The organism is Mesorhizobium sp. M1142 (assembly GCF_040318565.1).
Lineage (GTDB): Bacteria > Pseudomonadota > Alphaproteobacteria > Rhizobiales > Rhizobiaceae > Mesorhizobium.
Map to the genome: position 1 here is coordinate 232138 of NZ_JAMYMK010000003.1, position 24705 is coordinate 256842.

The 24705-nt window shown below is 62.0% G+C and carries 25 protein-coding genes, 1 tRNA gene and 1 pseudogene; 15 read left to right on the forward strand and 12 right to left on the reverse strand.

Annotation, left to right across the window (positions count from 1 at the left end; translation table 11 throughout):
* Position 1 precedes the first annotated feature (1 nt).
* The 3 genes from NKH42_RS07500 to NKH42_RS07510 form a co-directional block, all read right to left on the reverse strand.
* Positions 2 to 406: a hypothetical protein gene (locus NKH42_RS07500; RefSeq protein WP_352974022.1), complete on the reverse strand. Its 405-nt coding sequence runs from the start codon at positions 404 to 406 to the stop codon at positions 2 to 4.
* 198 nt (positions 407 to 604) lie between these two features.
* Complete coding sequence (gene rpmF, locus NKH42_RS07505; RefSeq protein ID WP_006203806.1) at positions 605 to 787, reverse strand: 50S ribosomal protein L32; 183 nt, start codon at positions 785 to 787, stop codon at positions 605 to 607.
* Positions 788 to 926: 139 nt separating this feature from the next.
* Positions 927 to 1685: a biosynthetic peptidoglycan transglycosylase gene (locus NKH42_RS07510; RefSeq protein WP_352540340.1), complete on the reverse strand. Its 759-nt coding sequence runs from the start codon at positions 1683 to 1685 to the stop codon at positions 927 to 929.
* A gap of 79 nt (positions 1686 to 1764) precedes the next feature.
* Between NKH42_RS07510 and NKH42_RS07515 the strand changes: the two genes are divergently transcribed.
* Positions 1765 to 2682: a polyprenyl synthetase family protein gene (locus NKH42_RS07515; protein WP_352505009.1), complete on the forward strand. Its 918-nt coding sequence runs from the start codon at positions 1765 to 1767 to the stop codon at positions 2680 to 2682.
* Positions 2683 to 2854: 172 nt separating this feature from the next.
* Here the strand turns inward: NKH42_RS07515 and NKH42_RS07520 are convergent, their stop codons facing one another.
* From NKH42_RS07520 to tkt, 3 genes are all read right to left on the reverse strand, one after another.
* Positions 2855 to 4744: a potassium/proton antiporter gene (locus tag NKH42_RS07520; RefSeq protein WP_352505010.1), complete on the reverse strand. Its 1890-nt coding sequence runs from the start codon at positions 4742 to 4744 to the stop codon at positions 2855 to 2857.
* A gap of 218 nt (positions 4745 to 4962) precedes the next feature.
* Complete coding sequence (gene gap, locus NKH42_RS07525) at positions 4963 to 5973, reverse strand: type I glyceraldehyde-3-phosphate dehydrogenase (protein WP_352505011.1); 1011 nt, start codon at positions 5971 to 5973, stop codon at positions 4963 to 4965.
* A gap of 157 nt (positions 5974 to 6130) precedes the next feature.
* A complete protein-coding gene (gene tkt / locus NKH42_RS07530) occupies positions 6131 to 8122 on the reverse strand; it encodes a transketolase (RefSeq protein WP_352687295.1) in 1992 nt (663 codons plus the stop codon).
* 260 nt (positions 8123 to 8382) lie between these two features.
* Between tkt and NKH42_RS07535 the strand changes: the two genes are divergently transcribed.
* The 4 genes from NKH42_RS07535 (at position 8383) to NKH42_RS07550 (ending at position 10997) form a co-directional block, all read left to right on the forward strand.
* Positions 8383 to 8655, forward strand: a complete 273-nt coding sequence (locus NKH42_RS07535; protein ID WP_006200774.1) for a DUF4164 domain-containing protein — start codon at positions 8383 to 8385, stop codon at positions 8653 to 8655.
* Between the two features lie 4 nt (positions 8656 to 8659).
* A complete protein-coding gene (locus NKH42_RS07540; protein ID WP_254816554.1) occupies positions 8660 to 9025 on the forward strand; it encodes a cell division protein ZapA in 366 nt (121 codons plus the stop codon).
* A 287-nt stretch (positions 9026 to 9312) separates the two neighbouring features.
* Entirely contained in the window at positions 9313 to 9972 is a 660-nt protein-coding gene (locus NKH42_RS07545; protein WP_352476179.1) for a peroxiredoxin, read from the forward strand.
* 152 nt (positions 9973 to 10124) lie between these two features.
* Positions 10125 to 10997 carry an MBL fold metallo-hydrolase gene (locus NKH42_RS07550; RefSeq protein ID WP_352505013.1) on the forward strand — a complete coding sequence of 291 codons (873 nt, stop codon included), beginning with the start codon at positions 10125 to 10127 and terminating at the stop codon, positions 10995 to 10997.
* A 200-nt stretch (positions 10998 to 11197) separates the two neighbouring features.
* Here NKH42_RS07550 and NKH42_RS07555 read toward each other — a convergent pair whose 3' ends face one another.
* The 3 genes from NKH42_RS07555 to NKH42_RS07565 form a co-directional block, all read right to left on the reverse strand.
* Entirely contained in the window at positions 11198 to 11713 is a 516-nt protein-coding gene (locus tag NKH42_RS07555) for a hypothetical protein (RefSeq protein WP_352687298.1), read from the reverse strand.
* A gap of 354 nt (positions 11714 to 12067) precedes the next feature.
* On the reverse strand, positions 12068 to 12979 hold the full coding sequence (gene rpoH / locus NKH42_RS07560) for an RNA polymerase sigma factor RpoH (protein ID WP_023678514.1): 912 nt from the start codon (positions 12977 to 12979) through the stop codon (positions 12068 to 12070).
* A 187-nt stretch (positions 12980 to 13166) separates the two neighbouring features.
* Positions 13167 to 14207, reverse strand: coding sequence for an RluA family pseudouridine synthase (locus NKH42_RS07565; RefSeq protein WP_352505015.1), 1041 nt, complete (start codon positions 14205 to 14207; stop codon positions 13167 to 13169).
* A 26-nt stretch (positions 14208 to 14233) separates the two neighbouring features.
* On the opposite strand from NKH42_RS07565, the gene NKH42_RS07570 reads away from it, so the two are divergent.
* From NKH42_RS07570 to NKH42_RS07580, 3 genes are all read left to right on the forward strand, one after another.
* Positions 14234 to 14617, forward strand: a complete 384-nt coding sequence (locus NKH42_RS07570) for a fimbrial protein (protein WP_352505016.1) — start codon at positions 14234 to 14236, stop codon at positions 14615 to 14617.
* Positions 14614 to 15021, forward strand: a complete 408-nt coding sequence (locus tag NKH42_RS07575; RefSeq protein WP_352505017.1) for a VOC family protein — start codon at positions 14614 to 14616, stop codon at positions 15019 to 15021. Before NKH42_RS07570 ends, NKH42_RS07575 begins: the two co-directional genes overlap by 4 nt.
* Positions 15022 to 15111: 90 nt before the next feature.
* Positions 15112 to 15186 (forward strand) — tRNA-Glu (locus NKH42_RS07580).
* Positions 15187 to 15698: 512 nt separating this feature from the next.
* Here NKH42_RS07580 and NKH42_RS07585 read toward each other — a convergent pair.
* Positions 15699 to 16765: pseudogene (locus NKH42_RS07585) on the reverse strand (adenylate/guanylate cyclase domain-containing protein).
* Between the two features lie 109 nt (positions 16766 to 16874).
* Here NKH42_RS07585 and NKH42_RS07590 point away from each other — a divergent pair.
* The 4 genes from NKH42_RS07590 to tolA all read left to right on the forward strand — a co-directional run bounded on the left by NKH42_RS07590 (position 16875) and on the right by tolA (position 19957).
* Complete coding sequence (locus NKH42_RS07590) at positions 16875 to 17315, forward strand: SRPBCC family protein (RefSeq protein WP_254816562.1); 441 nt, start codon at positions 16875 to 16877, stop codon at positions 17313 to 17315.
* 405 nt (positions 17316 to 17720) lie between these two features.
* The gene (locus NKH42_RS07595; protein ID WP_352505019.1) at positions 17721 to 18302 is read left to right on the forward strand and encodes a VOC family protein; all 582 of its coding nucleotides are present in this window, start codon (positions 17721 to 17723) and stop codon (positions 18300 to 18302) included.
* Between the two features lie 27 nt (positions 18303 to 18329).
* On the forward strand, positions 18330 to 19193 hold the full coding sequence (locus tag NKH42_RS07600) for a glutathione S-transferase family protein (protein WP_352505020.1): 864 nt from the start codon (positions 18330 to 18332) through the stop codon (positions 19191 to 19193).
* A 359-nt stretch (positions 19194 to 19552) separates the two neighbouring features.
* Entirely contained in the window at positions 19553 to 19957 is a 405-nt protein-coding gene (gene tolA, locus NKH42_RS07605) for a cell envelope integrity protein TolA (protein WP_254816565.1), read from the forward strand.
* Between the two features lie 34 nt (positions 19958 to 19991).
* On the opposite strand, the gene NKH42_RS07610 is transcribed toward tolA, so the two are convergent.
* Positions 19992 to 20207, reverse strand: a complete 216-nt coding sequence (locus NKH42_RS07610) for a hypothetical protein (protein WP_254816566.1) — start codon at positions 20205 to 20207, stop codon at positions 19992 to 19994.
* A gap of 326 nt (positions 20208 to 20533) precedes the next feature.
* Between NKH42_RS07610 and NKH42_RS07615 the strand changes: the two genes are divergently transcribed.
* Positions 20534 to 21505, forward strand: a complete 972-nt coding sequence (locus NKH42_RS07615) for a DUF2865 domain-containing protein (protein ID WP_352505021.1) — start codon at positions 20534 to 20536, stop codon at positions 21503 to 21505.
* 84 nt (positions 21506 to 21589) lie between these two features.
* Here the strand turns inward: NKH42_RS07615 and NKH42_RS07620 are convergent, their stop codons facing one another.
* A complete protein-coding gene (locus NKH42_RS07620; protein WP_254816568.1) occupies positions 21590 to 21943 on the reverse strand; it encodes a hypothetical protein in 354 nt (117 codons plus the stop codon).
* Positions 21944 to 22596: 653 nt separating this feature from the next.
* Here NKH42_RS07620 and pstS point away from each other — a divergent pair.
* Positions 22597 to 23655, forward strand: a complete 1059-nt coding sequence (gene pstS / locus NKH42_RS07625) for a phosphate ABC transporter substrate-binding protein PstS (RefSeq protein WP_352505022.1) — start codon at positions 22597 to 22599, stop codon at positions 23653 to 23655.
* Positions 23656 to 23714: 59 nt separating this feature from the next.
* The gene (pstC, locus tag NKH42_RS07630) at positions 23715 to 24704 is read left to right on the forward strand and encodes a phosphate ABC transporter permease subunit PstC (RefSeq protein WP_254816570.1); all 990 of its coding nucleotides are present in this window, start codon (positions 23715 to 23717) and stop codon (positions 24702 to 24704) included.
* Position 24705 lies beyond the last annotated feature (1 nt).

Here is a 24705-nt window from a genome sequence, read left to right on the forward strand (position 1 = left end):
CTTAATTCATATTGATGTCGCGGCTGGCCGACCGCATCGACACCGAAAAGCCGGCCAGCACGTCGATCAGCGCTATGACCATCAGTGTGAAGAAAACAGAATGGGCGGCGCCCTTCACCAGCAGGAACTCGACCAGATAGGCCACAAAGACGAAGGTCGACAAAAGGTGGTCCATGATCGAGGCATTTGTCGTACGCGTCGACTTCACTACTTCGACGAACAAGAAGATCAGTGCGATCAGCACGATGAGATCGCCCAGGGTCATCGAGAACACGCCACCCGACATCATCCGGACCGAAAACATTTCGGTCGCCCACGGATCGTCGTCGCCGCTACCGAATATTCCTAGAAGCCCGAGATTGTAGAGGATGAAAGGCACGATCAGCAGCGGGATGGCACCGAACATGTGGCGGCTCCGGTTGGACTGATCTTTGTAGAGTGCGCCCGGCGTTCGCCGTCAAGAATTTTCGTGCGACCGATAAACACGGACAAAGACGGCGTGAAACAACAATGTCAGGCCCGGCTGATACGATCAGTTGTCACAAACGCAAAAAGACCGGCCAATGGCCGGTCGCTTCGCAACCTGTAAACCGTCGAAGCTCTCTCAGCTTTCCTTCGGCTCCAGAACCTGGCGACCGCGATACATGCCGGTCTTCAGGTCGATATGGTGCGGACGGCGCATCTCGCCGGAGTTCTTGTCCTCGACATAGGTCGGGGCCTTCAGTGCGTCGGCGGAACGGCGCATGCCGCGCTTCGACGGAGAGGTTTTTCGTTTCGGAACGGCCATGGATATGCTCCACTACATGGTCAAAACGCCCCGGCGGCCCTCGTGAAAGGGCCACATCAGGGGCCGGAATCTGAGAAAGTCGGCTGCCTATACACGCCCGATGGCGTTTTGGCCAGCGTCGCCGTGTTTTTTTTTGACACTATCGCAGGCAACCGACATAGGCGCCGGCGCGGCCCGCGCGCCGCTCGATCAACGCGGCAAGCCGCCTCAGTCCCGGCCCGGGCTTCGCTGGATTGCGCACGATCGGGTTCGGCAACGTGACGGCAAGCAGCGCTGCCTGCCGGCGCGACAGCTGTTTTGCCGAGACGCCGAAATGATGCTGGGCGGCGGCCTCGATGCCGTAGATGCCCGGTCCCCATTCGGCGATGTTGAGGTAGATCTCCATGATCCGCCGTTTCGACAGCACCGCATCGAAATAGACGGCCAGCGGCAGTTCGACGACCTTACGGACCGAGCCCAACGGCCGCGACCATAGATAAAGGTTCTTTACCGTCTGCATGGTGATGGTCGAGGCGCCACGTGTCATCTCGCCGGCGAGCGCATCGTCGACGACGCCGCGCAACTCGCCCAGATCGACGCCGCGATGGAAACAGAACTGCCCGTCCTCCGACATGATGACCGAATATGCCAGCACCGGCGCGACATCGTCGATGGAAACCCAGCGCCGATCGTAGCCGGAAAACGTCGCCAGGTCCTTCAGCATCAATGTCGACACCGGATGCACGAATGACGGCAGGTACAGGAAGGTCAGCACCACCGGCACCAGCGCCAGCACGACAGCGACGGCGATGCCGCGCCGGACCCAGCGTTGAAGACCGATGCGGCTGCCGCGTCTCGGTCTTGCCATGTCCAACCCTTCGGTTTCGTGATCGACGATCGGTTCCGCCAAGCCACCCAGTCCGCGCTACTCCCTGCCCCCGGCATAATGGCGCTTGGCTTCTTGCGCAACGTCTGAGTGTCGGCTACCGCTCCCGACCATGACGAAAGACGACCAAATGGCGTTCGAAGCTGCACTTATTGCCCGGGCAGTTCCGCTCGAGGCGCTGCTGAGGCGGTTGCTCGACGGACGCACGCTTTCAGGCGAGGTCGCGCGGCCCGAACGCCTGATGGCGGCAATGCGACATGGCGTGCTGAACGGCGGCAAACGACTGCGTCCCTTCCTGGTTATGGAAAGTGCTGCACTGTTTTCAGCCGACGGCGAGGCGGCGCTGCGCGTGGCGGCGGCGCTCGAATGCGTGCACTGCTATTCGCTCATCCATGACGATCTGCCGGCCATGGACGACGACGATTTGCGCCGCGGCCAGCCGACCGTGCACAGGGCTTTCGATGAGGCGACCGCCATTCTTGCCGGCGACGCCTTGCTGACACTTGCCTTCGACATCCTTGCCGACGAGGCGACAATGCTGCCGGCCGAGCGCAGGGCAGCGCTGGTGCTGGCACTGGCCCGTGCCGCCGGGGCGGGAAGCATGGTCGGCGGCCAGATGCTCGATCTCGAGGCCGAACAAAGCCGGCCGGACGAGGCCGGCATCATCCGGCTTCAGGCGATGAAAACCGGTGCGCTGATCCGCTTTGCCTGCGAAGCGGGAGCCATGCTTGCCGGCGCGCCGTCGGGCGACCGCGAAAGGCTGGCCGAATTTGGTTCGGCGATCGGGCTTGCCTTTCAACTTGCCGACGATCTGCTCGACCTGACCGCCGACGCGCATCAGATGGGCAAGGCCACGGGCAAGGACGCCGCGGCCGGCAAGGCGACGCTGGTCGCGCTGCACGGACCGGGCTGGGCGCGGGACCAGCTCCAGGGCCTCGTCGACCAGGCTCATGCGCTGCTCGAGCCTTTTGGCGCACAAGCCGCGCTTCTGAAACAAGCGGCGCAGTTCGTAGCAGCCCGCAACAATTAAAAGCGCTCCCATGGCGCCGTACAGTCACGGAGAATTGCCGACTGTTCGGCCAGATGCCTTGGAGCAGCCGATCGGGACTCCGGCGATGTCGGACCATATGGCTCGCCACGCCAGTTGCCGAGCCATTCTTCAACCCTCGGCGGCAGGGTTCCGCGGCTAGCGTCGACAGCGGTCAGCCTTCGCCAGTTGCCTTTTCCGCCACGGGCTGCGGAACCGGTACCAGCTCGGCCTCCGCCTCGACCGCCTGCGCTTCGGCCGGCTTGCGCCGGTTGCGGATGAAGGCGGCGATGCGGTCGCGGATTTCGCCGGCGCTGAGGAACACCGGAACGCGCGCCACCGGCGCGGTCGGCTCGAAGGACAGGCCAAGGCCGGTGATCCTGCCCTTGTCGTCGACGTCGCGCACGATCAGCTCGATCGGACCGAGCAGCACGCGGTCGGCGTATTCGGCGTGGCCGCCGAGCCGCGTCGTGACCAGGTCGCCGATGCTGAGCTTGCGTTCCGCTTCGGTCAGGCCCGGCGCATAGGCGGTCTCCAGTTCCTCGGCGGAGCGTGACGGATCGACAGCGAAGGCGCCGAAGAAGTCGGCATCCTCGGGATCGACCACGGCACGGCTGGCGAACAGCTTGTCGAGCAGGCGCGGATAGCGGTCCGGCACGAAGATGTAGACGTGGTCACCGGCCGCCAGCCGGCCCATATCCTGGAAGCGCATCGAGCGTCCGTCGCGCAACACAAGCGATGGCCGCGCCCAGCGCGGAATGCGTTCGCCGCGCGCCACCGGGCTGCCGGGTGCCACGCGGTAGGCGAGAAGCTCATGATGGGCGGAGCCCGGCAGTTCCAATTCGACCTTGTCGAGCGGTCCCAGGCGGGCCGGCACGATAAGGCCGAGGCGGCGCGCCAGCGGCCCGACGGTCCATCCCTGGATGATCAGCGAGACCAGCACGATGATGAAGGCGGTGTTGAAGATGAGGCGGCCGTTCTCAAGGCCGCCGAGCAGCGGCGTGATGGCAAGCAGTATCGACACGGCGCCACGCAGGCCAACCCATGAGACAAAGGCGACTTCCGGGCGTGGCAGCCGGAACGGCACTAGGCACAGCCAGACCGCGATTGGCCGTGCCACAAATATCAGGAACAGGCCGAGCAGCACTGCCGGCATCAGGATCGCCGGAAATTGCGAAGGCGTCGCGAACAGGCCGAGGATCAGGAACATGATGATCTGCGCCAGCCACGACATGCCGTCCTGGAAGCGCTTGAGGATGGTGACGGCCCGGATATCGGAATTGCCGGCAATCAGGCCTGCGAGATAGACCGCCAGGAAGCCGGAGCCGCCGACGGCGCCGGCGGCAGCAAACACCATCAGCGACAGCGTCAGTACGAAGATCGGCAGCAGGCCGTGATCGAGATTGAGGCGATCGACAAGACGCACAATGGCCATGCCGCCGAGAATGCCGATGACCGCACCGAGGCCCATGTTGACCAGGAAACCGACGGCAAGATCGGTAACCAGCACCTTTGCCTCGGGGTGGATGTTGGCGGCGATGACCTCGACCAGCGTGATGGTCAGGAAGATGGCGATCGGGTCATTGGTGCCGGATTCCACCTCGAGCGTGGACCGCACGCGCTCGCGCAAATTGATCTCGCCGGCGCGCAGCAGGAAGAACACCGCCGCGGCGTCGGTCGAGGCGACGGCGGCACCGAGCAGGAAGGATTCCAGCCAGGTCAGGTCGAGCAGATAATAGGCGGCGGCGCCGAACAGGCCGGTGGTCAAAAGGACGCCGAATGTCGCGAGCGACAGCGCCGGCCCGGCCGCCTGCCGCAAGGCGTTGAGCGGCGTACCGAAGCCGGAATCGAAAAGGATGACCGCCAGCGCCAATGAGCCGGCAAAATAAGCAACTCGGGCGTTGTCGAAGTGGATGCCGAGACCGTCGGTTCCGGTAGCGAGGCCGATGCAGAGAAACAGCAGCAGGAGAGGGGCGCCGAAACGGAAGGCGATCAAGCTCGAAAACGCGGCGGCAACGACAAGTGCTGCTCCAACAAGCGTCACCAGATAGATACCATGCTCCATTCGTTGGTCGCCCCTAGTCGATATGCTCCGGCATCACGGGAGAGTGGGGCGAAGACATGGCCGCTGCAAGGCAGCAGCGTGGCTTTTTGCCCCACGCTGCCGATCGTCGAAAGTTTTGGCATCCCCGAGCAGCAGAGCGTGCGTTGGCGGTTCGTGCTGCAACGAAAAACGCCCGGACTGAGCCGGGCGTCTTCCAGGTCGAGAAGATGGTTCTGCGATCAGGCGATGGTCCTGCCGAAGGCGACGGCGGTATCGCCCATGCGGTTCGAGAAGCCCCACTCATTGTCGTACCACGACAGCACCGAAACGAAGTTGCCGTCCATGACCTTGGTCTGGTCGAGCGCCACGATCGAAGAATGCGGATCGTGGTTGAAGTCGATCGAAACATTGGGGTGACGGGTAACGGCGAGGATGCCCTTCAGCTTGCCATTTGAGGCAGCGATCACCGCGTCATTGATCTCCTGGACGGTGGTCGGCCGCTTGGCGATAAACTTGAAATCGACGAGCGAAACGTTCGGCGTCGGCACACGGATGGAGATGCCGTCGAGCTTGCCCTTGAGCTCGGGCAGTACCAAGCCGATGGCCTTGGCGGCACCGGTCGAGGTCGGAATCTGCGACAGCGCGGCAGCACGGGCGCGGTAGAGGTCCTTGTGCATGGTGTCCAGCGTCGGCTGGTCGCCGGTGTAGGAATGGATCGTCGTCATCATGCCCGTTTCGATGCCGACCGCCTCATTCAGCACGGCCGCCAGTGGCGCCAGGCAGTTGGTGGTGCAGGAGGCGTTCGAGATGACGATGTGGTCCTTGGTCAGCTTGTCGTGGTTGATGCCATAGACGACGGTGAGGTCGGCGCCCTCTGCCGGAGCGGAGACGAGAACGCGCTTGGCGCCGGCGGTCAGATGGGCGACGGCCTTGTCGCGGGCGGTGAAGATGCCGGTGCATTCGAGTGCGATGTCGATGCCGAGCTCCTTCCAGGGCAGTTGCGTCGGATCCTTGATCGCGGTGACCTTGAATTTTTCCTTGCCGACGATGATCTGGTCGCCGTCAACCGTCACCTCATGCGGAAAGCGGCCATGCACGCTGTCGAAGCGCAGCAGATGCGCGTTGGTCTCGACCGGGCCGAGATCGTTGACCGCGACGACATCGATATCCTTGCGGCCGGATTCATGGATGGCGCGCAGAATGTTGCGGCCGATGCGGCCAAATCCGTTGATGGCAACTCTGACGGTCATTGTTCTCTCCCTGGGAGCTGGAGGCCGAAGATCAAGTCCGCAGCTTCATAACGGCGGACGGGCAAAGAATCCAGCCGCCGAGGCTTGGATTTAAATCGATTAATGCTCCACCGCCCGGCAAAACCGCTATGCCAGCCCTTGCCGGGCGGGCTCACCTTCATTTGCCGTGCAGACGGGCTTCCGCCGCCTTCACCGTTGCTTCGGCGGTGATGCCGAAATGCGGGTAGAGCTGTTCGATGGTGCCGGAGGCGCCAAACCCGGTCATGCCGATGAAGATGCCGTCGGTGCCGATGAAGCGATCCCAGCCCTGGCGGATGCCGGCTTCGATGGCAATCTTGAGCGGCGCATTGCCGATCGTCCTGCTGCGATAGTCGGCGCTCTGCTTATCGAACAATTCGAAGCACGGCACCGAGACGACGCGGGTCGCATGGCCGTGCTTTTCCAACGCCTGGCGGGCGGCCAGCGCGATCTCGACCTCGGAGCCGGAAGCGAAGATCGTCACCGCGGCTTCACCGCTCGCGGCGGCAAGTTCATAGGCGCCGCGGCTGCTGAGGTTTTCCGCAACGAAGTCGTTGCGTACCGTCGGCAGGTTCTGCCGGGTCAGCGCCAATGTCGAAGGCGTCTTTTCCGACTCAATGGCCAACTGCCAGCATTCCGCGGTTTCGACCGCGTCGGCCGGGCGGAAGACATTGTGGTTCGGGATGGCGCGAAGTGCTGCCAGATGCTCGACCGGCTGATGGGTCGGGCCGTCTTCGCCAAGGCCGATCGAATCATGGGTCATGACGAAGATCGAGCGGATGCCCATCAGCGAAGCAAGCCGCATCGCCGGACGGGCATAATCGGAAAAGCACATGAAAGTGCCGCCATAGGCGATAATGCCGCCATGCAATGTCAGGCCGTTGAGCGCTGCCGCCATGCCGTGCTCACGAATGCCGTAGTGGACATAGCGCTGGCCATAATCGTCGGCGGTGATGTTCTTGGTCTGGCTGGTCTTGGTGTTGTTGGAGCCGGTCAAATCGGCCGAGCCGCCGATGGTTTCGGGCACTGCGCCGTTGATGACCTCCAGCGCCATTTCCGATGACTTACGGGTGGCGACCTTCGGCTTGTCGGCGGCGAGCTTCTTCTTGTAGTCGCCAATGACGGCGTCGAAGTTGGCCGGCAGCGTGCCACTGATGCGGCGTTCGAACTCTGCGCGCAATTTGGCGTCGGCCTTGGCAAGCCGGCTTTCCCAGTCGGTGCGCGCCTTGACGCCGGTCCGCCCGGCGGTACGCCATGCGTCGAGGATATCGGCCGGAACCTCGAAGGGCGGATAATCCCAGCCGAAGAATTTTCTGGCGCCAGCGATTTCCTCGGCGCCGAGCGGCGAGCCATGCGCCTTGTTGGTGCCGGCCTTGGTCGGCGCGCCGAAGCCGATCGTCGTCTTGCAGGCGATCATCGTCGGCTTGTCGGAGTGGCGGGCCGCTTCGATGGCATAGGCGATCGCTTCCGGGTCCTGGCCGTCGATATGGCTGGCATTCCAGCCGGACGCCTGGAAGCGGGCGACCTGATCGGTGTTATCGGCGAGCGACACCGGGCCATCGATCGAGATGTTGTTGTTGTCCCAGAAGACGATCAGCTTGTTCAGCTTCAGATGCCCGGCAAGCGCGATGGCTTCCTGGGATACGCCTTCCATCAGGCAGCCGTCGCCGGCCAGCACATAGGTGTAGTGGTCGACGAGATCTTTGCCGAAAGCGGCATTCATGATGCGCTCGCCGAGCGCGAAGCCGACCGAATTGGCAAGGCCCTGGCCGAGTGGGCCGGTCGTCGTCTCGATGCCGGCGGCATGGCCGTATTCCGGGTGGCCCGCCGTCCTCGACCCCAATTGGCGGAACTGCTTGATCTGGTCGATGGTGATGTCTTCGTAGCCGGTCAGATAGAGCAGCGAGTAAAGCAGCATCGAGCCGTGGCCGGCCGACAGGATAAAGCGGTCGCGGTCCGGCCAATGCGGGTTTTTCGGATCGTATTTGAGAAAGCGGGTGAACAGCACCGTGGCGATGTCGGCGCAGCCCATGGGCAGTCCGGGGTGGCCGGAATTTGCCTTCTCGACGGCGTCCATGGCGAGAAAACGGATCGCATTGGCCATCCGGTCATGTTGTTCGCGCGAGGTCATGCTTCCTCCAAAATGGGGGTTTGGGCCTTGGGAAAGCCCTTGAAAAGGGTGCGCGACACATAACAGGCGCGGCCTTTTAGTCAACAAATCGGTGTGCTTTTGCCGGTCTTGTGATGGCCATGCGCGACTTACATTAGCGTTAGCAGGGGACAGTCGCGACAGCTTTATTGACGTGCGGTTTACACGACGCGTAATGTTTCAGGGATAACGCGTTCTGAACGTGGATGATTCGGTGATGGGCAGGGCGCAGGACGAAAGCCATGACCGGGGAAACGACCCTCAAGGAAGTCATTGCCAGGCTGGGTAAGGCCATCGAAGGGCTGGAAAACGCCGTCGCGGCCAAGCTCGAGCACGAGCGGGACTATTCGGAAGCCGAGGCCGAAGTGCAGCGGATGAACGCCGACCGCTCGCGGCTGGCGCAGGAGCTCGACAATTCCGAAGCTCGCGCCGAACGGCTGGAAGATGCCAACAAAGAAGTGTCGCGAAGGCTGGTGACAGCCATGGAGACCATCCGCGCGGTACTGGACAGGTAGGCTAATGGCACAAGTCACGGTTTCCATCGACGGCAAGCAATATCGGATGGCCTGCGACGAGGGCCAGGAAGAGCATCTGATAGATCTTGCCGAGCGCTTCGACCGCTATGTCTCGCATCTGAAGGATTCTTTTGGCGAGATCGGCGACCAGCGGCTGACTGTGATGGCCGGCATCATGGTCATGGACGAGCTTTCGGAACTGCAAAAGCGCGTCAAGGGCATGGAAAGCGAAGTGCTGACGCTGCGCAAGACGCGCGACGATGCACTGACCAAGGCCGATAAGAACGATTCCGTGCTGACCGGGGCGCTCGGCGCGCTGGCCCAGCGCATGGAAGACCTGGCGACGACGCTGGCAGTGAACAAGGCGTAGCGCGTCGCGTCGCCTCATCGACCCGACGCCACTTAACGGCGGAATGGGCAGCATCTGAGCCGAACAATCGGCGGAAATGCCTGCGCGTTCAACCAACCTCCGGTGCTTTTTCGCCAGCGCGGAAATCACTGCTGTATTTCCCGCCTAAGTGACAAAAATTTTTTTGAGGCCGGCCACTATCCTAGCGTCAACAGCCACTTGAAGGATGACGCCGCAGTGTTAGAAATGCAAGCAACGCCGGTGGGGCGTTCAATGCCAGCGGCAAGCCAAACAGGTAGGGACACGCCATGAGCCTTCGCATCAACGACATCGCACCGGACTTCACCGCAGAGACCACGCAAGGACCGATCAGCTTCCATGAATGGATCGGCGACGGCTGGGCGGTATTGTTCAGCCATCCGAAGAACTTTACGCCGGTTTGCACGACCGAACTCGGCACGATGGCCGGGCTCGAAGGCGAGTTCAGGAAGCGCAACGTCAAGATCATCGGCATCTCGGTCGATCCCGTCGAAAGCCACGAAAAGTGGCAGAACGATATCAAGACCGCGACCGGCCATTCGCTGAACTACCCGCTGATCGGCGACAAGGATCTCAAGGTCGCCAAGCTTTATGAGATGCTGCCGGCGGGTGCCGGCGAGAGCTCGGAAGGCCGCACGCCGGCGGACAATGCCACGGTGCGTTCGGTCTACGTCATCGGGCCCGACAAGAAGATCAAGCTGGTTCTCACCTATCCGATGACGACGGGCCGCAACTTCGACGAAATCCTGCGCGCCATCGATTCCATGCAGCTGACCGCCAAACACCAGGTGGCGACGCCGGCGAACTGGAAGCAGGGCGAGGACGTCATCATCACCGCTGCCGTCTCCAATGAGGATGCCATCAAGCGCTTCGGTGCCTACGAGACGATCCTGCCATACCTCAGGAAGACCAAGCAGCCTTCCGCCTGAGCAGGCAGGGGCGGCACGGAGAAATTTTCGGTTTTCCCGACCCTATGAGCATGGGGTGCTTGACGGCGCCTGGTTGACGGACAACCATGCCTTTCATTTGCCGTGGCAGAGAAAATCCTTCCTGCCGTGGTGAGGGGCGAAGGAGGCTGGGATTGGACGCATTATCGGCCAGGTCGCAGGTCACCGGCTTCTATGACGAGCCGAGCGGGTCCGTCCAGTATGTGGTCGCCGACATGGCGACCCGCAAATGCGCCATCATCGATCCGGTGCTCGACTTCGACGAAAGGGCCGGTGCAACGGCAACGAAGAACGCCGACGCCCTGCTCGACTTCGTCAGGGAAAGCGGGCTGGAGGTCGAGTGGATCCTCGACACGCATCCGCATGCCGATCATTTCTCCGCCGCCCATTATTTGAGGGGGAGAACCGGAGCGCCGACGGCAATCGGCGAAAGGATCATCGACGTCCAGAAATTGTGGAAGGTGATCTACAACTGGCCGGAATTCTCCGCCGACGGTTCGCAATGGGATAGGCTATTCGCCGATGGCGCAACTTTTTCGGTCGGCGGCCTTCCGGCGAGAGTGCTGTTCTCGCCGGGCCACACACTGGCCTCGATCACTTACGTCATTGGCGACGCCGCCTTCATCCACGACACGTTGTTCATGCCGGACAGCGGCACCGCCAGGACAGACTTTCCGGGCGGCAGTGCCGAGCGGCTCTGGCGTTCGATCGAGGACATCCTGGCGCTGCCGGACGAGACACGTCTGTTCGTCGGTCACGACTACCAGCCGGGCGGTCGTGAAGCGCGCTGGGAAAGCACGGTCGCGGAGCAGAAAGCCGGCAACATCCATGTTGCCGGCGGCAAGACGGAAGCCGACTTCGTCGCGCTCCGCCAAGCCCGCGACAGGACGTTGCCGATGCCGCGGCTGATCCTGCACGCGCTGCAGGTGAACATGAACGGCGGACGCCTGCCGGAACCGGAATCCAACGGGCGGCGCTATCTGAAGTTTCCGCTCGATTGCCTGTGAGGAGATGGGTCGCTGGCACTACAGTGCCATCCAAACTTGGCGCCGCCCTCATCGTTCTGCGACGGTCATCCAAGTTATTGATCGTTATTGATCCTGATTCGATTTTTGCGATGTTTGAATCCGATAGGTCCATGCGGGAAGACGGTGGCGGCAGCCGGATGAGGAGCGGCGCAGAACGCCAGCTAGGTGTTTACTCAGCGTCAGGGTTTTGTTCGGCGGGCTAAATGTTCATACGTGCTTTGCCAAGGGTCGCCCTCGGAAGATCTTTCCTCGCCGATCCAATGGAAGTTGTTGGCAGTGATCTCTGTGAAACGCCAACGAGTTTTCAGACCGCGCGAGTCATCGCCGAGCTGGACAATGTCCTTACCCTCGGCTCGGCCGATCTGGCGCGAGTGATCCCGGTTGAGCGGGTCGTTCCATATGATGTGCCAGCCATCGATCCCAGGGTCGAAGATGCGCAGGGTCGTGCCGTACATCGTGGACGGCGCAGGGCGCCTGGGCCTGATCCAAACGTCCTGAATCGCGCGGCCTTCGAGCACCCAGCCAAAATGGCATTCGCCATCCCATTTCTGGATTGTGCCGTCGTCGAGGTAGTGGACCGAGTCCATTTCCCAGCTTCCAATTAGCCACCCATAGAGGGCCATGTCTTTCGCCCGATCGGCTGGGGGGCCTTCGGATCCAAGAGCGGTCAGAAACGGGGAAATCGTCATCGTCATACTGCCTTTCGTTTCCAACAGACGAGCTCCAACTGGCTGAGGCAGCCCGAGCGGCCCGTTATCAGCGGCCCGTTATCGCGCCACTTGCTGCGAGCGCCGGGTTGTGGAATGCGCCGGTCGGCGCCGGAATATCGACGCCACAGCTTGCAGCGTTACGGTTTTCAGGGCTTGGGGAAAATTGCGGTAATGCCGTTATCAATGCGATCGTCTGCGGACGCCATGGCGAGGCTACGGCAGTTACGGCGGCGGATCGGACATCCGCGAAGGCGCCGCCGGTCGAACGCGACGCCGCTTTGGAAAAAACGGCGGCGCCAGTTACCTGACGCCGCCGTTTTTTTGGTTCTCTTGGAGGCCTTATGCCGCCGGCTGCGCCTCAATCGTGCGCAACGCCTGCGTCTGGCGCTTGGCCGCGGCCTTGACCGCGTCCTGCACCTTCTCGAAGGCACGCACCTCGATCTGCCGCACCCGCTCGCGGCTGATATCGAACTCGGCCGACAGCTCTTCCAGCGTCAACGGCTCATCGGCGAGGCGGCGCGCCTCGAAGATGCGACGTTCGCGGTCGTTGAGCACGGCAAGAGCGCCGGACAGCATGCCGCGCCGGTTTTCCAGCTCGTCCTGCTCGATCAGCATCTCTTCCTGGCTTTCGTGGTCGTCGACCAGCCAGTCCTGCCATTCGCCGGACTCGCCTTCACTGGCCCGGATGGGCGCATTGAGCGAGGCGTCGCCCGACAGACGGCGGTTCATCGACACGACTTCCGCTTCCGAGACGTTCAGCCGGGTGGCAATCTCGGTGATCTGGTCGGGCTTCAAATCGCCTTCATCGAGCGCCTGGATCTTGCCCTTCACCTTGCGCAGGTTGAAGAACAGGCGCTTCTGGTTGGCGGTGGTGCCCATCTTGACCAGGCTCCACGAGCGCAGGATGTATTCCTGGATCGAGGCCTTGATCCACCACATCGCATAGGTGGCGAGACGGAAGCCGCGCTCCGGTTCGAATTTCTTGACGGCCTGCATCAGGCCGACATTGCCTTCCGAGATCACTTCGCCGATCGGCAGGCCGTAGCCGCGATAGCCCATGGCGATCTTGGCGACGAGCCGAAGGTGGCTGGTGACGAGCTTGTGCGCAGCCGTGGTGTCCTCATGCTCGGCGTAGCGCTTGGCGAGCATGTACTCTTCCTGCGGCTGAAGCATCGGAAAGCGGCGGATTTCTTCCAGGTAGCGGCTGAGACCGCCTTCGCCGGAAACGATACTGGGTAATGACTGGGCCATGATAGCGCCCCCTCTCTATTGGAGTGATGCCCCCGAAACGCGGCGGGCATGTGGCACGAATGCCAAAGGCACATTCGCGCCAACCGACATATATAGGAACAAAACCAGAAAGACAGGCATTTGTTCAACACGAAACAGTGTGTCACGCTGAAGTGAACAACGCCGGTCAGGTTTTCAGGTGGTTGGTTCAGAGCTTGCGGAAGCCGTCGACGAGTTCCTCCATGTCCCACGGTATCGGTGCTTCGAACCTCATCGTTAGATGGGTATCGGGATGGCGAAATGCAAGGAGGCGGGCGTGCAAAGCTTGTCGCGGAAACGCCTTTACCTTGCTCTTTAGCGGCTCGGGCAACCGATTGGCCTTGGTGCGGAAAGCCTGGCCGTATTCGGGGTCGCCAATCACCGGATGGCCGATATGGGCCATGTGGACGCGTATCTGGTGAGTGCGACCGGTTTCCAGCCGGCATTCGACTAGGCTCGCCGTGGCGAATTCCTGCTGCTGCTCGCCAAAGCGCTCGACGACGGTGAAATGCGTTATGGCATGGCGCGCATCGTCGCGGCCTTGCGGCACCACGGCACGGCGTACCCGGTCGGCGGCGCGGCCGAGCGGCGCGTCGACCGTCCCGGTCGGCCTTGCCGGTATGCCCCAGACCAACGCCAGATAGGCGCGCTCGAGATCGCCGGTCAGGCCGTGGTCGGCAAAGGCCTCCGACAACGCCTTGTGGGCGCGGTCGGTCTTGGCGACGACCATGACGCCGCTGGTCTCCTTGTCGAGGCGGTGGACGATGCCCGGCCGTCTCACGCCGCCGATGCCGGACAGGCTGTCGCCGCAATGATGGATCAGCGCGTTGACCAGCGTACCGGTCCAGTTGCCGGCGCCGGGATGTACGACCAGCCCGGCCGGCTTGTTGATGACGATTAGCGCGTTGTCCTCGTAGAGGACGTCCAGCGCAATATCTTCGCCTTGCGGCGCCGCCGGTTCAGGCTCCGGCATGTCGACCGACACGCTGTCACCTTGTGCCATCTTGCGCTTCGTCTCTTCGACCTGCCTTCCGCCGATCCTGACCGCGCCTTGCTTTATCAGCATCTGCACCCGGCTGCGCGACATGTCGGGGCCGAGCCTGGCCGCCAGCCATTGGTCGAGCCGCTGGCCGGCGGCATCGGCGCCCGCCTCCAGCACGATCGGTCCGGCCCCTATTAATTGTCTGACCTCTTCGTTATGAGCGCTCATCGAAAACAGTTCCGGAATCTGCTGCCATGGCCCGGCCGCTTGCCGACGAAGACGAGGAAAAGCCACTCGACCCCGAGGTCGAAAAGGTGCGGACGAAGCTCGTTCGCTTCGTCGCCATCAATCTCGGCCTGCTGTTCCTCGCCCTTATGGTGGTGATAGCAGCACTTGTCTACAAAGCGCGCAACGCGCCGCCTGCCGCCCCGCCGTTGACCAGTGACTTCCAGGTGCCGGCAGGCGAGCCGGTCAACGGCGACATCGTGCTGCCGGTCGGCGCCAGGGTGGTCAGCCAATCGCTCTCCGGCAATCACCTTTCGATCGACGCCGAGCTGCCCGACGGCAGCCGCGCCATCTTCGTCTATGACATTACCGAGCGCCGCATCGTCGGCCGTTTTTCGATCAGGAACAAATGACCGGTTTTGCCGAACACCGCAGCATTGCCACGGTCGCGCTTGTCGTCGCAAATTATGACGAGGCGATTTCCTGGTATGTCGACCGGCTGGGTTTTGTGCTCACCGAAGATATCGATCTCGGCGGCGGCAAACGCTGGGTCACGATCACGCCGGGCAAAGGGCAGGGCGCGCGGCTGCTTCTCGCCGAAGCATCCGGCGATGCGCAAAGGCACGCCGTCGGTAACCAGACCGGCGGGCGGGTCTTTTTGTTCCTCGAAACCGACGATTTTGCCCGCGACCATACGCTGATGCTCGAAAAAGGCGTCGAGTTCCGCGAAGCGCCACGCCATGAGGCTTATGGCACGGTCGCGGTCTTCGCCGACCTTTATGGAAATCTCTGGGACCTGATCGAGCCAAAACGATAGGCTTGCAGCGGATTTTTCGTCTGTGCGAGCAGTGGCCCTGAGCCTAGTTGCTTTTTCCCAGCCGTCAGCCTATATCGCCGGTTCTTGAACGCGCCCATCGTCTAGCGGTCAGGACACCGCCCTCTCACGGCGGGAACAGGGGTTCGATTCCCCTTGGGCGTACCAAGTCTCTCCAAGCTCTCGGCAAACCATCAATCCGATCCATCGCCTTAGGTCGCGGCGGATTTGGCTCATTGCCGCTTCTGACGCAGCGGAGCCGATTGCATTAGTATTGCATCATGGGTCTTGCGGCACAGAATTAGCGGCGCGCAGAACGTCGCGCTGAACAGGGCAGTCGATGCCACGCGGGGAGGAGCCAGATATAGAAACTACAATCGCCAGGCGTCCATCACGCTGGTCGGCACTGCCTGGAGCCGACCTGAGCTACAGCGGCCGGCGGCGGATCGTTTTGGCGAGCTCGGCGAAGGCGCCTCTCCCTTGAAGGGTGGATGCCGGGAATACTCGGCCCTTAGCACCGGCCAGCGAAGCTGCGCGCGACGCGCATGGCTGGGCTCTAAACGCGCCATACTCCAGTTGCAGTATCGTAGTTTCTTTGCCGTTCGAACTTCTCTCATGGTTTCGCACGATACCAAGATGTGCTGCGAACGACACATCCACGGCGCGCTCAACCATTCGATCTATTCCGGCAAGCCGAAAAGTGTTTGCGCGCCTGCTATTCCTCCGAGCGGATGACTGCCCATGGCGATCATCGGCTCGGTAGTTTCTGCTTCGAACACTGTCGACGCGAGCACCGTCCGTCCCAACGGCTTGCACAACCCTTCGATGCGGCTGACAAGATTTACAGCCTTGCCGATCGCGGTGAAGTCCAACTGCCGGCAGTGCCGATATTCCCCCAGAGTATCTCGCCGACATGCAGGCCAATGCCATATCCGAGCTCAGGGCCGCCATTGCGGCGCCGAGTTTGGTTGAGATGATCTATCCCGGCGCGCGTAGCCTTCACGGCTCGGACCGCAGCGTCACATGCGGCATTTGCATCGCGCTCGCCAATCGGGAAAATCGCGAGGACGCCATCACCTATAAACTTGAGAACCTCACCACCAAATGCGTGCACCGCGCCGGCGACGCAATCGAACCAGGCATCAAGTACCAATACGATCTCGTCTGCATCATAAACCTCGGATAGATCAGTGAAACCTCGAAGGTCCGCGCACAGAAGCGCAGCCCGTATCGTCTCTCCCTTTACTCGACGAGAATGACCGTTGAGTACATGTGCTGCACTGCGCTTTCCCAAATATGCTTCGAGCAATGCGCGTTTCGCGGACCGTTCTGCGAGTGCGGTCATCGGAGCCGCGGCAAACCGGGAGATTTGCCGCAGCAGCTCTGACTGCGCATCATCCGGAGTATGATCGAACGCCCACACCAAAGTCGGTGCGACACCGCCCGCTCGCTCGTCGAACACGATCGCCCGCGTCGTGCCAAGCCACTCCCGCAGCACGAGCCGGGGATCGGCATTCTGGCGGTCGGCGCCTATCCCCAAAGCCTCGACCACTTCACCCCCAGGCGCTCGCCAGAGCCAGATGCGGCGTGAAATGATCGGGTCGGGAGCATCCTGCGCCAGCGCGCCGGCGACGATCGGCAGGCCGTCTTCCATCAAATGCGTTGAGAGCTGCAATAGAAGTCGCCCACCGTCGTCAATATGCGCGGCGTCGTCCAGAAGGAATGAAAGCGAGTTTGCGAGAAGCATCGGTAGAAGGTCACTCGGCACCGGCTTATGCTTACGCCTCGAACATCTTCTTGCAACTCCCCATATTCGCTTGCACGGCATTCGATGCGGATGTGACCTGGAGTGAGCGATGGCGGAATCGGTTTACACAGAGATTGAGGTCGCGGCGCCACAAGCGACCGTGTTCGCGCTTTTGACGGATCCGGACCAGATCGTGCGATGGATCGGGACCGAAGCGAATTTGGATGCATCGCCGGGCGGTCTGTTCCTCGTCAATGTCGGTGGTCGCCATATGGCGCGCGGTGAGTTCACCGAGGTGATCCCGGTCCACCGTCTTGCCTACAGTTTTGGCTGGGAAGACAACGAGACCGTGCCGCCCGGCTCCAGCCATGTCGAGATCGACCTGATCGCGAGGGATGCGGGGACACTGATCCGCTTCACGCATAGCGGACTGCCGAACGCAAAGGAGCGTGACAGCCACCGAAGGGGATGGGAGCACTACCTCTCAAGGCTGAAGATCACTGCCGATGGGGGACATGTCGATCCCGATGTGCCGATGGAGAATATGTGATTTTCGTCTAAGGGGCCACGGATGCCGGTAATCCGAACCAGGCGCGGCATGCGTCAACGAGGCCCCTTTGACCGGCCGTCGCCAAACCGGCTGCTCGGGAACCCAGCGACCTGCGGGCTGCCGCACCATTACAGCTGCCGGCGACGGATCGTTTCGGCGAGCTCGGCGAAGGCGTCCGCGCTCTTGCGCCTGCGTGGAGTTCTTGAAACTCAGCGCTTCTGGCGCAACGCCTCGGATTGAACTAGCATCCGTTCATCAAAGCTCCGGCCGCACTCCTGCAGGATGCGGAATGCGGAGCGCAGGCGAGCGAGGCCGGGCGCGGTCACATGCCGGGCGCTGATCCAAGCGCGACTGGGCATCCGAACTTCCGTTCGGCGGCAAGACGGCGTGGCCGGGAGGAGTCAGATGCAGAAGCTGCAGTCACAAGGCGTTCATCACATCACGCTGGTCGGCGCCGGGCGTCAGACCTCGATCGATTTCTGGGAGGGCGTGCTCGGCATGCCTTTCATCTTCGAGCAGCCCAACCTCGACAAAGCCACCGAAAGCCATCTCTATTTCGATCCGGGCGATGGCCGGCTGATCACCGTCTTCACCGATGACAGCCGCACGCCGGAGAAACGGCGCACGCCGACCGATACGGGCTGCGTGCATCACATCGCGTTTGCGGTGTCGCGCGTCACCTTCCTGCAGGCGGTCGCCCGGCTCGACGAGCGCGGCATCAAGCACAGCGGCGTCAAGGATCGCGGCTTCATGGACTCGATCTATTTCGAGGATCCGCTCGGTCTGCTGATCGAGCTCGCCTCCTACCGCTTCGAGCCGCCGGCCGGCTTCAGCCATGCCGACGTGCTGATGGAGGCGCACAAGCTGCGTGTCGCGCGTGGCGACTACAACATCGCCGAGGTGCACCTTGCCGATGCGATCCAGGCGCTTGTCGAGCGTTCGCGCACGACCTTGTCGGAGGATCGCGCACCGAAAAATCCGTACTGACGGCACGCCGAACAAAGGGAGGATTTAATGGCAAAGACAGCAACCAAGAGTGCAAAGAAGCCCGCGGCCAAGGCAGCCAGGCCAGGAGCGAAGCCGGCGGCCGAAGCCGCCGCCAAGTCAGCGGCGAAAGTGGCAAAGCCGGCGACGAAGGTCTCCGCCAAAAAGGCCGCGAAGACCAAGGCGAAACCGGCGAAAAAGCCGGCGCTCACGCTCAGCATGCTGAAGCCGAGCGTCAACAATATGAGCGTTCGGGTGTTTGCACGCGCCGCCGGGCTCGACCATTCCGAGACCGACGTATGGGGCCTCACGCGCTCGCCCGAATACATGGCGCGAAACCCGGCCCATTTGACGCCGATGATCGAGGACAAGGGCCTGCCGAGAGGTGTCTTGTGGGAAAGCTGCGCCATTATGCAGTACCTCGCCAACAAGCACGGCCTGGAGAAACTATATCCCAAGGCGCCGGCCAAGCGGGCAATGATCGACAGCGCCATGTTCTACCTGATCGGCACGCTCTACCCCTATGTGGCGCGCGCCACCTATCCTGCACTGAATTTCCCGCAATATGCCGGCGAGGTCGGCCACAGCGACGCTCATCCCGACAAGAAGTCGGAAGCCCAGAAGGCCGCTATAAAAGCGATAGCCGAGCCGCTGGAGGTGTTTCACTCCTTCTTCAGGAACGGCAAGCCGTTCATTGGCGGCAAGGACCCGTCGATCGCCGACATCCGTCTGGCGGCGACGCTCGAGTTCCTCGCCGTCATCGACTACGCGTTGCCCCAATGGGCAAAAGACTATATGGCGGCAATCGAGAAGAAGCTCGGCAAGGCCTATGCCGAGCCGGCCGGCGACGTGCGCGGCTATATCGCCTATGTGAGATCGCAGGCCAACGCCTGAGGCACATGCCAATAGCGGTCGTCCGCACGTCTGCAGGAGCCGGTAATGAATTGGGGATTTTTTTAATCTCCCCTGTTTGCACGATGTGGGGAGCTTAAGGTTTCGTTAACCTAAACCCTTTCTACTGAATCCACTTCCAGCCCGCGACCACGGATGTACTGGCGCGGATGGGAAGCAAAGGTCGGCTGCGCGCCGGCCTTTTGCTTATTTCAGCCCCTGCCGAAGTTGCGCCAGACGGCGTTTCACGACGCCTGCATGGCTGATGAAACGCGTCGCCGCCATCTTGTCATCGCCGCTGTCGGCCCTACCATCGAAGTTCGTCCCGTCCTCGAGGGCGGTTCAAGGACAGAGGCCCTGCCATGAAAAGCATTGCTGGAATGATCGTGATTGCAGGCGCCATGCTGGTGGGCGCAACCGGTCAATCGAATGCAGCGACGCTCAACACCATGCCCGAGGTCGGGGCTGCCATCCAGGCGTGCTGGACCCCTCCGGCGAATGCCGGGAATTCCACCGTCACCCTGAGCTTCAGCTTCAGGCGCGATGGCACGCTGATCGGCCGGCCCAAGCCGACCGCCATCCGCGTCGCCGGCGAGGAGAAGGCGCGCCAAGCTTTTGTCGACGCGGCGGTCGCGGCCGTGGACCATTGCCTGCCGTTGAGCTTTTCACCGGCGCTGGCTCAAGGCATCCCGGGCAAGGTGTTCACTCTGCAATTCAACTCGCCCAAACAAGAACAGGCTGCACCGCGAGTGAAGGCTTCGCCTTGATCTTTTCCAAAAACCGGATTCCACTTTTCGGGATCTAGTGGCGGCTTCGTCTGGCCTCGACATGTCGCGCCAGTTCCGGCATCTCGAAGACATAGTCGCTCCAGGCCGATTCCGGAATCTGGCCGGCGAGATAGCACTCCAGCAAAAGCCTCTGCTCGTGATCGAGTGGCCTTGGTGCGCGTTCATGGTCCAGCCCAAGTGAATGGAACAGATTCCTGGTCAGCCCCGCGACAGTGAAGTGGATCGACATCTTCGGTCTCCTCCTTTGGCCGCTCAACGCCGAACCTGGGGCTAAGGTTTCAGCAACGGCCGGCCGGCAACGCCGGATTGATCGCGGTGCGGAACCAGCCGCGCGCTTCAAATTTCGCCGTGGCGGGCGTCGTTGCTGCCGGTTCGTCTCAATCTTGAAATAAAAATGTAATATTGAATTCACGCGAGTGGATTTACTACACTAGAACTGAAGTCTCCGATGGTGTTGTGGTCTACTTCAATTAGGTATAAATGATTTAGCCAGCACTTATCCATAGTCGACAAAGAAATCCTGTTCTCGGTGCAACAAGGACAATGGTCGTTCCAATGACACGCTTCTGGCTCCTCACGATTCTGATGCTGGTGTCGGCAATAGCCATTGCGCTCGGCACATCCTTCTCCTACGCGGATAGCTGCCGTGCTATCAGGAGCCAATTGCTTTCGGCGGGGCGCAGCGGCGGGACCAGCCCCGAGCTTGCCCGACTGCGCCGGCAACTCGCCGCGCTTCAAAAGCTGGAGAGACAACGCCGATGCACGGCGAAAACGGCCGGCTTCTTCTTCAACCCCTGCGCCGACCTGGTCGCCGGCAAGGCGGAGGTGCAACGCCAGATCGTCAGACTGTCGAATTCGGGCAGGGACACGTCCGGATTGAAGGCCAGGTTTGTCGCGCTGGGCTGCGCCGCCCCCGCTGCCAAGAAACAGCCGGCGCAGCAGCGCACAGCAGCCAAACCCCAATTCGCAGGCGCAACAATGGGCGGCAATCGGATGCTGTTTTGCGTTCGCTTGTCGGACGGATATTTCTTCCCCGCGCCAAGATCGCAGTTCGCCAAGAGCGACGATCTGAAGGAAACGGTCGATCAGTGCCGCTATATCTGCGACGATGCCGGCGTCGACCTCTACACGCTGAGCGACGCCACTCGCGAGACTGAAGAGATGGTCGCGCTCCAGTCGGGAAAACCCTATGTGGAGCTACCTGCCGCGTTCCGGTACCGCGACGACGCGAACTTCAAGGCCTGCGACGTCAAGCGCTATTATCGGCGCGTCGCCGAACTCAGGGCACGAACCGTGACACCGGCCAACATGACCAACGCCATCATTCCTTTGCCGACGGCAAAGCCGGATTTTGGCATCGTCGCGGAAATTCCTGAATCCGGGATCGAAACCGCCGGTGCCGTTCCTGCAGAGGCAAAAACGCCGGTTGCCGAGGTGCAAGGCGCTGCCCAGCATCAGTCGATCGAAAGGGCGATCGGCGCGCGGCCGGTGAGAGTGGTCGGGCCGGCCTTTTTCCCGGCGAACTGACCTAGGCGGGCGATGTTCCGAGACGGCGAACTTTTGACCGGATAGCCGCTTCGAGGCGTAGGGCCGTCGACCGACGTCGGCTGGTTATTCGCAGACCATGCGGGCACGTTTGCCGGGCTCGCTGACGTTCCTGCAAGTTAGCGCCTTCGTCGGCTCCGGCGACAGCACGGGTGGGTTGTTGGTGGCCCTCCTCCGTGGCGCTGCAACGGAAGCTGCATTCCTGCGCATCGCCGGCCTTTTCGTCGTTTGCGGCGCCACTGGAAAGACGTCGGTCTCCAGTTGCGACTGTTCGGCTTGCGCCTGCGGCGAAGGCCGGTCCCAGAACCGGCGAACATCGAGCGGCTTGGGAATGATCACGGTGCCGTCATAGCTGCGAGCGCAGCCGCTTCCCAGAGGCAGCGCCAGGCACAGGAAGACAGGCAGAATCCGTCGAGACATCAGCAATACCCCTGCAAGCTTATAACGCCGCTTCGGCCTAACCGACAACCGGCGGAATAGGGCGAAGGGAGTAGATACCGTGAAGTAGAAGTCGTCGCGCTTCCCGTCGAAGGCCTTGCTCGAAGATCGAGCGCCGAGTCGGGCGCGAATGGGGATCCAGCGCGAGTTAGAAACTTGCGATTCGTCAACGCTTCCAGCGTAAGGCCATGGTGCGATCGCACCATACCAAAGCCGCGCTCAGTGGCGACAATGGGATGTTCGAAGTTCCGCTCCTCCAGTTACGGGCGGGAGCAGCGACCGCCGGCAAGAAACAGGGTCAGATTTACCCCAACGGACCTGTTTCGGCGATGGCGCGGCCATGACACGTTCTGGCTGCATGCAACGCGCTCCCGTCCGGTTTTTTTCTTTTAAAGCCGGTGGCTGCGATCGCCGAGCCGACGATGCCGGCCGGAAATCACGCAAGCTGCTGATTCCAGCGGCAAACCGCGGCCCATGCCGACAAAGCCCGCGGCCGCTCCTTCTTAACCCGGCTGGACGACGTTACCGGAGCGACATGAAACTGTCATGCGACTGTAATAATCGGGGGCTATTGGCCTCAGCGGGCGCCGGAGGAATGGCGCCGAGAGACCATATTCCGAACAGGAGCAGGCCACATGAGACATTTCATCCGCTCGGCGGCCGTTGCGATTGCAATGGCGGCGACGACCACCCTCACTCTGTCCGCCGCGCTCGCCGCGGACATCTCCGGCGCCGGCGCCACCTTCCCCTACCCGATCTATGCGAAGTGGGCCGACACCTACAAGAAAGACACCGGCGTTGGCCTCAACTACCAGTCGATCGGTTCCGGCGGCGGTATCAAGCAGATCAAGGCCAAGACCGTTACCTTCGGCGCTTCGGATGCGCCGCTCAAGGGCGACGAGCTTGAAGCGTCCGGACTGGCTCAGTTCCCGATGGTGATGGGCGGCATCGTTCCGGTCGTCAATCTCGAAGGCATCAAGCCGGGCGAGTTGGTTCTCGACGGCCCGACGCTGGCCGACATCTTCCTCGGCAAGATCACGAGCTGGGATGACGAGGCGATCAAGAAGCTCAATCCCGACGTCAAGCTGCCTTCGCAAGCGATCGCGGTCGTTCACCGTTCCGATGGTTCGGGCACGACGTTCAACTTCACCTATTACCTCGGCGACGTCAGCGCGGACTGGAAAGAAAAGGTTGGCGTCGACAAGGCCGTGGAATGGCCGGTCGGCATCGGCGCCAAAGGCAATGAGGGCGTTGCCAACAACGTCTCCCAGACCGGCGGCGCGATCGGTTATGTCGAATACGCCTACGCCAAGCAGAACAAGCTCACCCACACCGACATGATCAACAAGGACGGCAAGAAGGTCGAGCCCACCGCAGCCGCGTTCTCGGCGGCAGCGGCCAATGCCGACTGGAGCTCGCAGCCGGGCTATGGGGTGATCCTCGCCAATGAGCCGGGCGCCGAGTCCTGGCCGATGACGGCGGCGACGTGGATCCTCCTGTATAAGAAGCCGGACGACGCCGCGACCACCGGCGAAGCGCTCAAATTCTTCGCCTGGGCGTATGACAAGGGCGACGAGATGGCCGGCGAGCTGGACTACGTTCCGATGCCCGACAAGGTGGTTGAGAGCGTCAAGGCCATGTGGGCCAAGGAAGTCGTCGGCGACGATGGCAAGCCGCTCTACTCGGCTATGTAATCTCCTCCAGGGAGGGCGTCGACGGCGCCCTCCCTGTTGCCTTTAATCGCGAGGACCCAATGACCATCGCTTCCGATGCCATGCCATCATCTGCAGCAGCCCGGGCCAGGGACGCTACGGTGCGGCGCTTCGCGCTCACAGATGCCATATTTCGCGGACTCACCCGCGCTTCCGCAATCCTTGTGCTGGTCATCCTCGGCGGTGTCGCGATCTCGCTGTTTGCCGGCTCATGGCAGGCGCTGTCGTCCTTCGGCTTTTCTTTCCTGACGACTGAGAGCTGGAATCCGGTCACGGAAAAATTTGGCGCACTGGCGCCGATCTACGGCACCCTGGTAACGGCGGCCATCGCCATCCTGATCGCGGTTCCGATCGGCATCGGCATTGCGATCTTTCTCACCGAGCTCTGCCCGCGCCCGCTCAGGCGCCCGATCGGCATAGCGGTCGAGCTATTGGCCGGCATTCCCTCGATCATCTATGGTATCTGGGGCCTGTTCGTGTTCGCGCCATTCCTGCAGACGACGATACAGCCCTTCATCATCAACATCTTCCACGGCGTGCCGGGACTATCCAGCCTTTTCGCCGGCCCTCCTTACGGCATCGGCCTTCTGACCTCGGCGCTGATCCTCGCCATAATGGTGTTGCCCTTCATCACCTCGATCACCAAGGATGTCTTCGATACGGTGCCGGCGGTGCTGAAGGAATCGGCCTACGGCATCGGTTGCACGACCTGGGAAGTGACCCGGCGCGTGGTCATTCCCTATACCCGCATCGGCATCATGGGCGGCGTCATGCTTGGCCTCGGCCGGGCACTCGGCGAAACCATGGCGGTGACTTTCGTCATCGGCAACGCGCATCGCATCAGTGCCTCCCTGTTCGCACCGGGCACGACGATTTCGGCGACCATCGCCAATGAATTTACCGAGGCCGACGGCGACCTCTACACCTCCTCGCTGGTCGCGCTCGGCCTGATCCTGTTCGTCATCACCTTCCTGATCCTTGCCGCCGCCCGCTATATGCTGATGCGGATCGACGCCCGTACGGGAGCCTGAC

Excerpts from the sequence above, each read along its gene's own strand:
- NKH42_RS07500 (WP_352974022.1), bottom strand. The coding sequence starts at position 406 with ATGTTCGGTGCCATCCCGCTGCTGATCGTGCCTTTCATCCTCTACAAT.
- rpmF (WP_006203806.1), bottom strand. The coding sequence starts at position 787 with ATGGCCGTTCCGAAACGAAAAACCTCTCCGTCGAAGCGCGGCATGCGC.
- NKH42_RS07515 (WP_352505009.1), top strand. The coding sequence starts at position 1,765 with ATGACGAAAGACGACCAAATGGCGTTCGAAGCTGCACTTATTGCCCGG.
- NKH42_RS07520 (WP_352505010.1), bottom strand. The coding sequence starts at position 4,744 with ATGGAGCATGGTATCTATCTGGTGACGCTTGTTGGAGCAGCACTTGTC.
- gap (WP_352505011.1), bottom strand. The coding sequence starts at position 5,973 with ATGACCGTCAGAGTTGCCATCAACGGATTTGGCCGCATCGGCCGCAAC.
- tkt (WP_352687295.1), bottom strand. The coding sequence starts at position 8,122 with ATGACCTCGCGCGAACAACATGACCGGATGGCCAATGCGATCCGTTTT.
- NKH42_RS07535 (WP_006200774.1), top strand. The coding sequence starts at position 8,383 with ATGACCGGGGAAACGACCCTCAAGGAAGTCATTGCCAGGCTGGGTAAG.
- NKH42_RS07540 (WP_254816554.1), top strand. The coding sequence starts at position 8,660 with ATGGCACAAGTCACGGTTTCCATCGACGGCAAGCAATATCGGATGGCC.
- NKH42_RS07545 (WP_352476179.1), top strand. The coding sequence starts at position 9,313 with ATGAGCCTTCGCATCAACGACATCGCACCGGACTTCACCGCAGAGACC.
- NKH42_RS07555 (WP_352687298.1), bottom strand. The coding sequence starts at position 11,713 with ATGACGATGACGATTTCCCCGTTTCTGACCGCTCTTGGATCCGAAGGC.
- rpoH (WP_023678514.1), bottom strand. The coding sequence starts at position 12,979 with ATGGCCCAGTCATTACCCAGTATCGTTTCCGGCGAAGGCGGTCTCAGC.
- NKH42_RS07565 (WP_352505015.1), bottom strand. The coding sequence starts at position 14,207 with ATGAGCGCTCATAACGAAGAGGTCAGACAATTAATAGGGGCCGGACCG.
- NKH42_RS07570 (WP_352505016.1), top strand. The coding sequence starts at position 14,234 with ATGGCCCGGCCGCTTGCCGACGAAGACGAGGAAAAGCCACTCGACCCC.
- NKH42_RS07575 (WP_352505017.1), top strand. The coding sequence starts at position 14,614 with ATGACCGGTTTTGCCGAACACCGCAGCATTGCCACGGTCGCGCTTGTC.
- NKH42_RS07590 (WP_254816562.1), top strand. The coding sequence starts at position 16,875 with ATGGCGGAATCGGTTTACACAGAGATTGAGGTCGCGGCGCCACAAGCG.
- NKH42_RS07595 (WP_352505019.1), top strand. The coding sequence starts at position 17,721 with ATGCAGAAGCTGCAGTCACAAGGCGTTCATCACATCACGCTGGTCGGC.
- NKH42_RS07600 (WP_352505020.1), top strand. The coding sequence starts at position 18,330 with ATGGCAAAGACAGCAACCAAGAGTGCAAAGAAGCCCGCGGCCAAGGCA.
- tolA (WP_254816565.1), top strand. The coding sequence starts at position 19,553 with ATGAAAAGCATTGCTGGAATGATCGTGATTGCAGGCGCCATGCTGGTG.
- NKH42_RS07610 (WP_254816566.1), bottom strand. The coding sequence starts at position 20,207 with ATGTCGATCCACTTCACTGTCGCGGGGCTGACCAGGAATCTGTTCCAT.
- NKH42_RS07615 (WP_352505021.1), top strand. The coding sequence starts at position 20,534 with ATGACACGCTTCTGGCTCCTCACGATTCTGATGCTGGTGTCGGCAATA.
- NKH42_RS07620 (WP_254816568.1), bottom strand. The coding sequence starts at position 21,943 with ATGTCTCGACGGATTCTGCCTGTCTTCCTGTGCCTGGCGCTGCCTCTG.
- pstS (WP_352505022.1), top strand. The coding sequence starts at position 22,597 with ATGAGACATTTCATCCGCTCGGCGGCCGTTGCGATTGCAATGGCGGCG.
- pstC (WP_254816570.1), top strand. The coding sequence starts at position 23,715 with ATGACCATCGCTTCCGATGCCATGCCATCATCTGCAGCAGCCCGGGCC.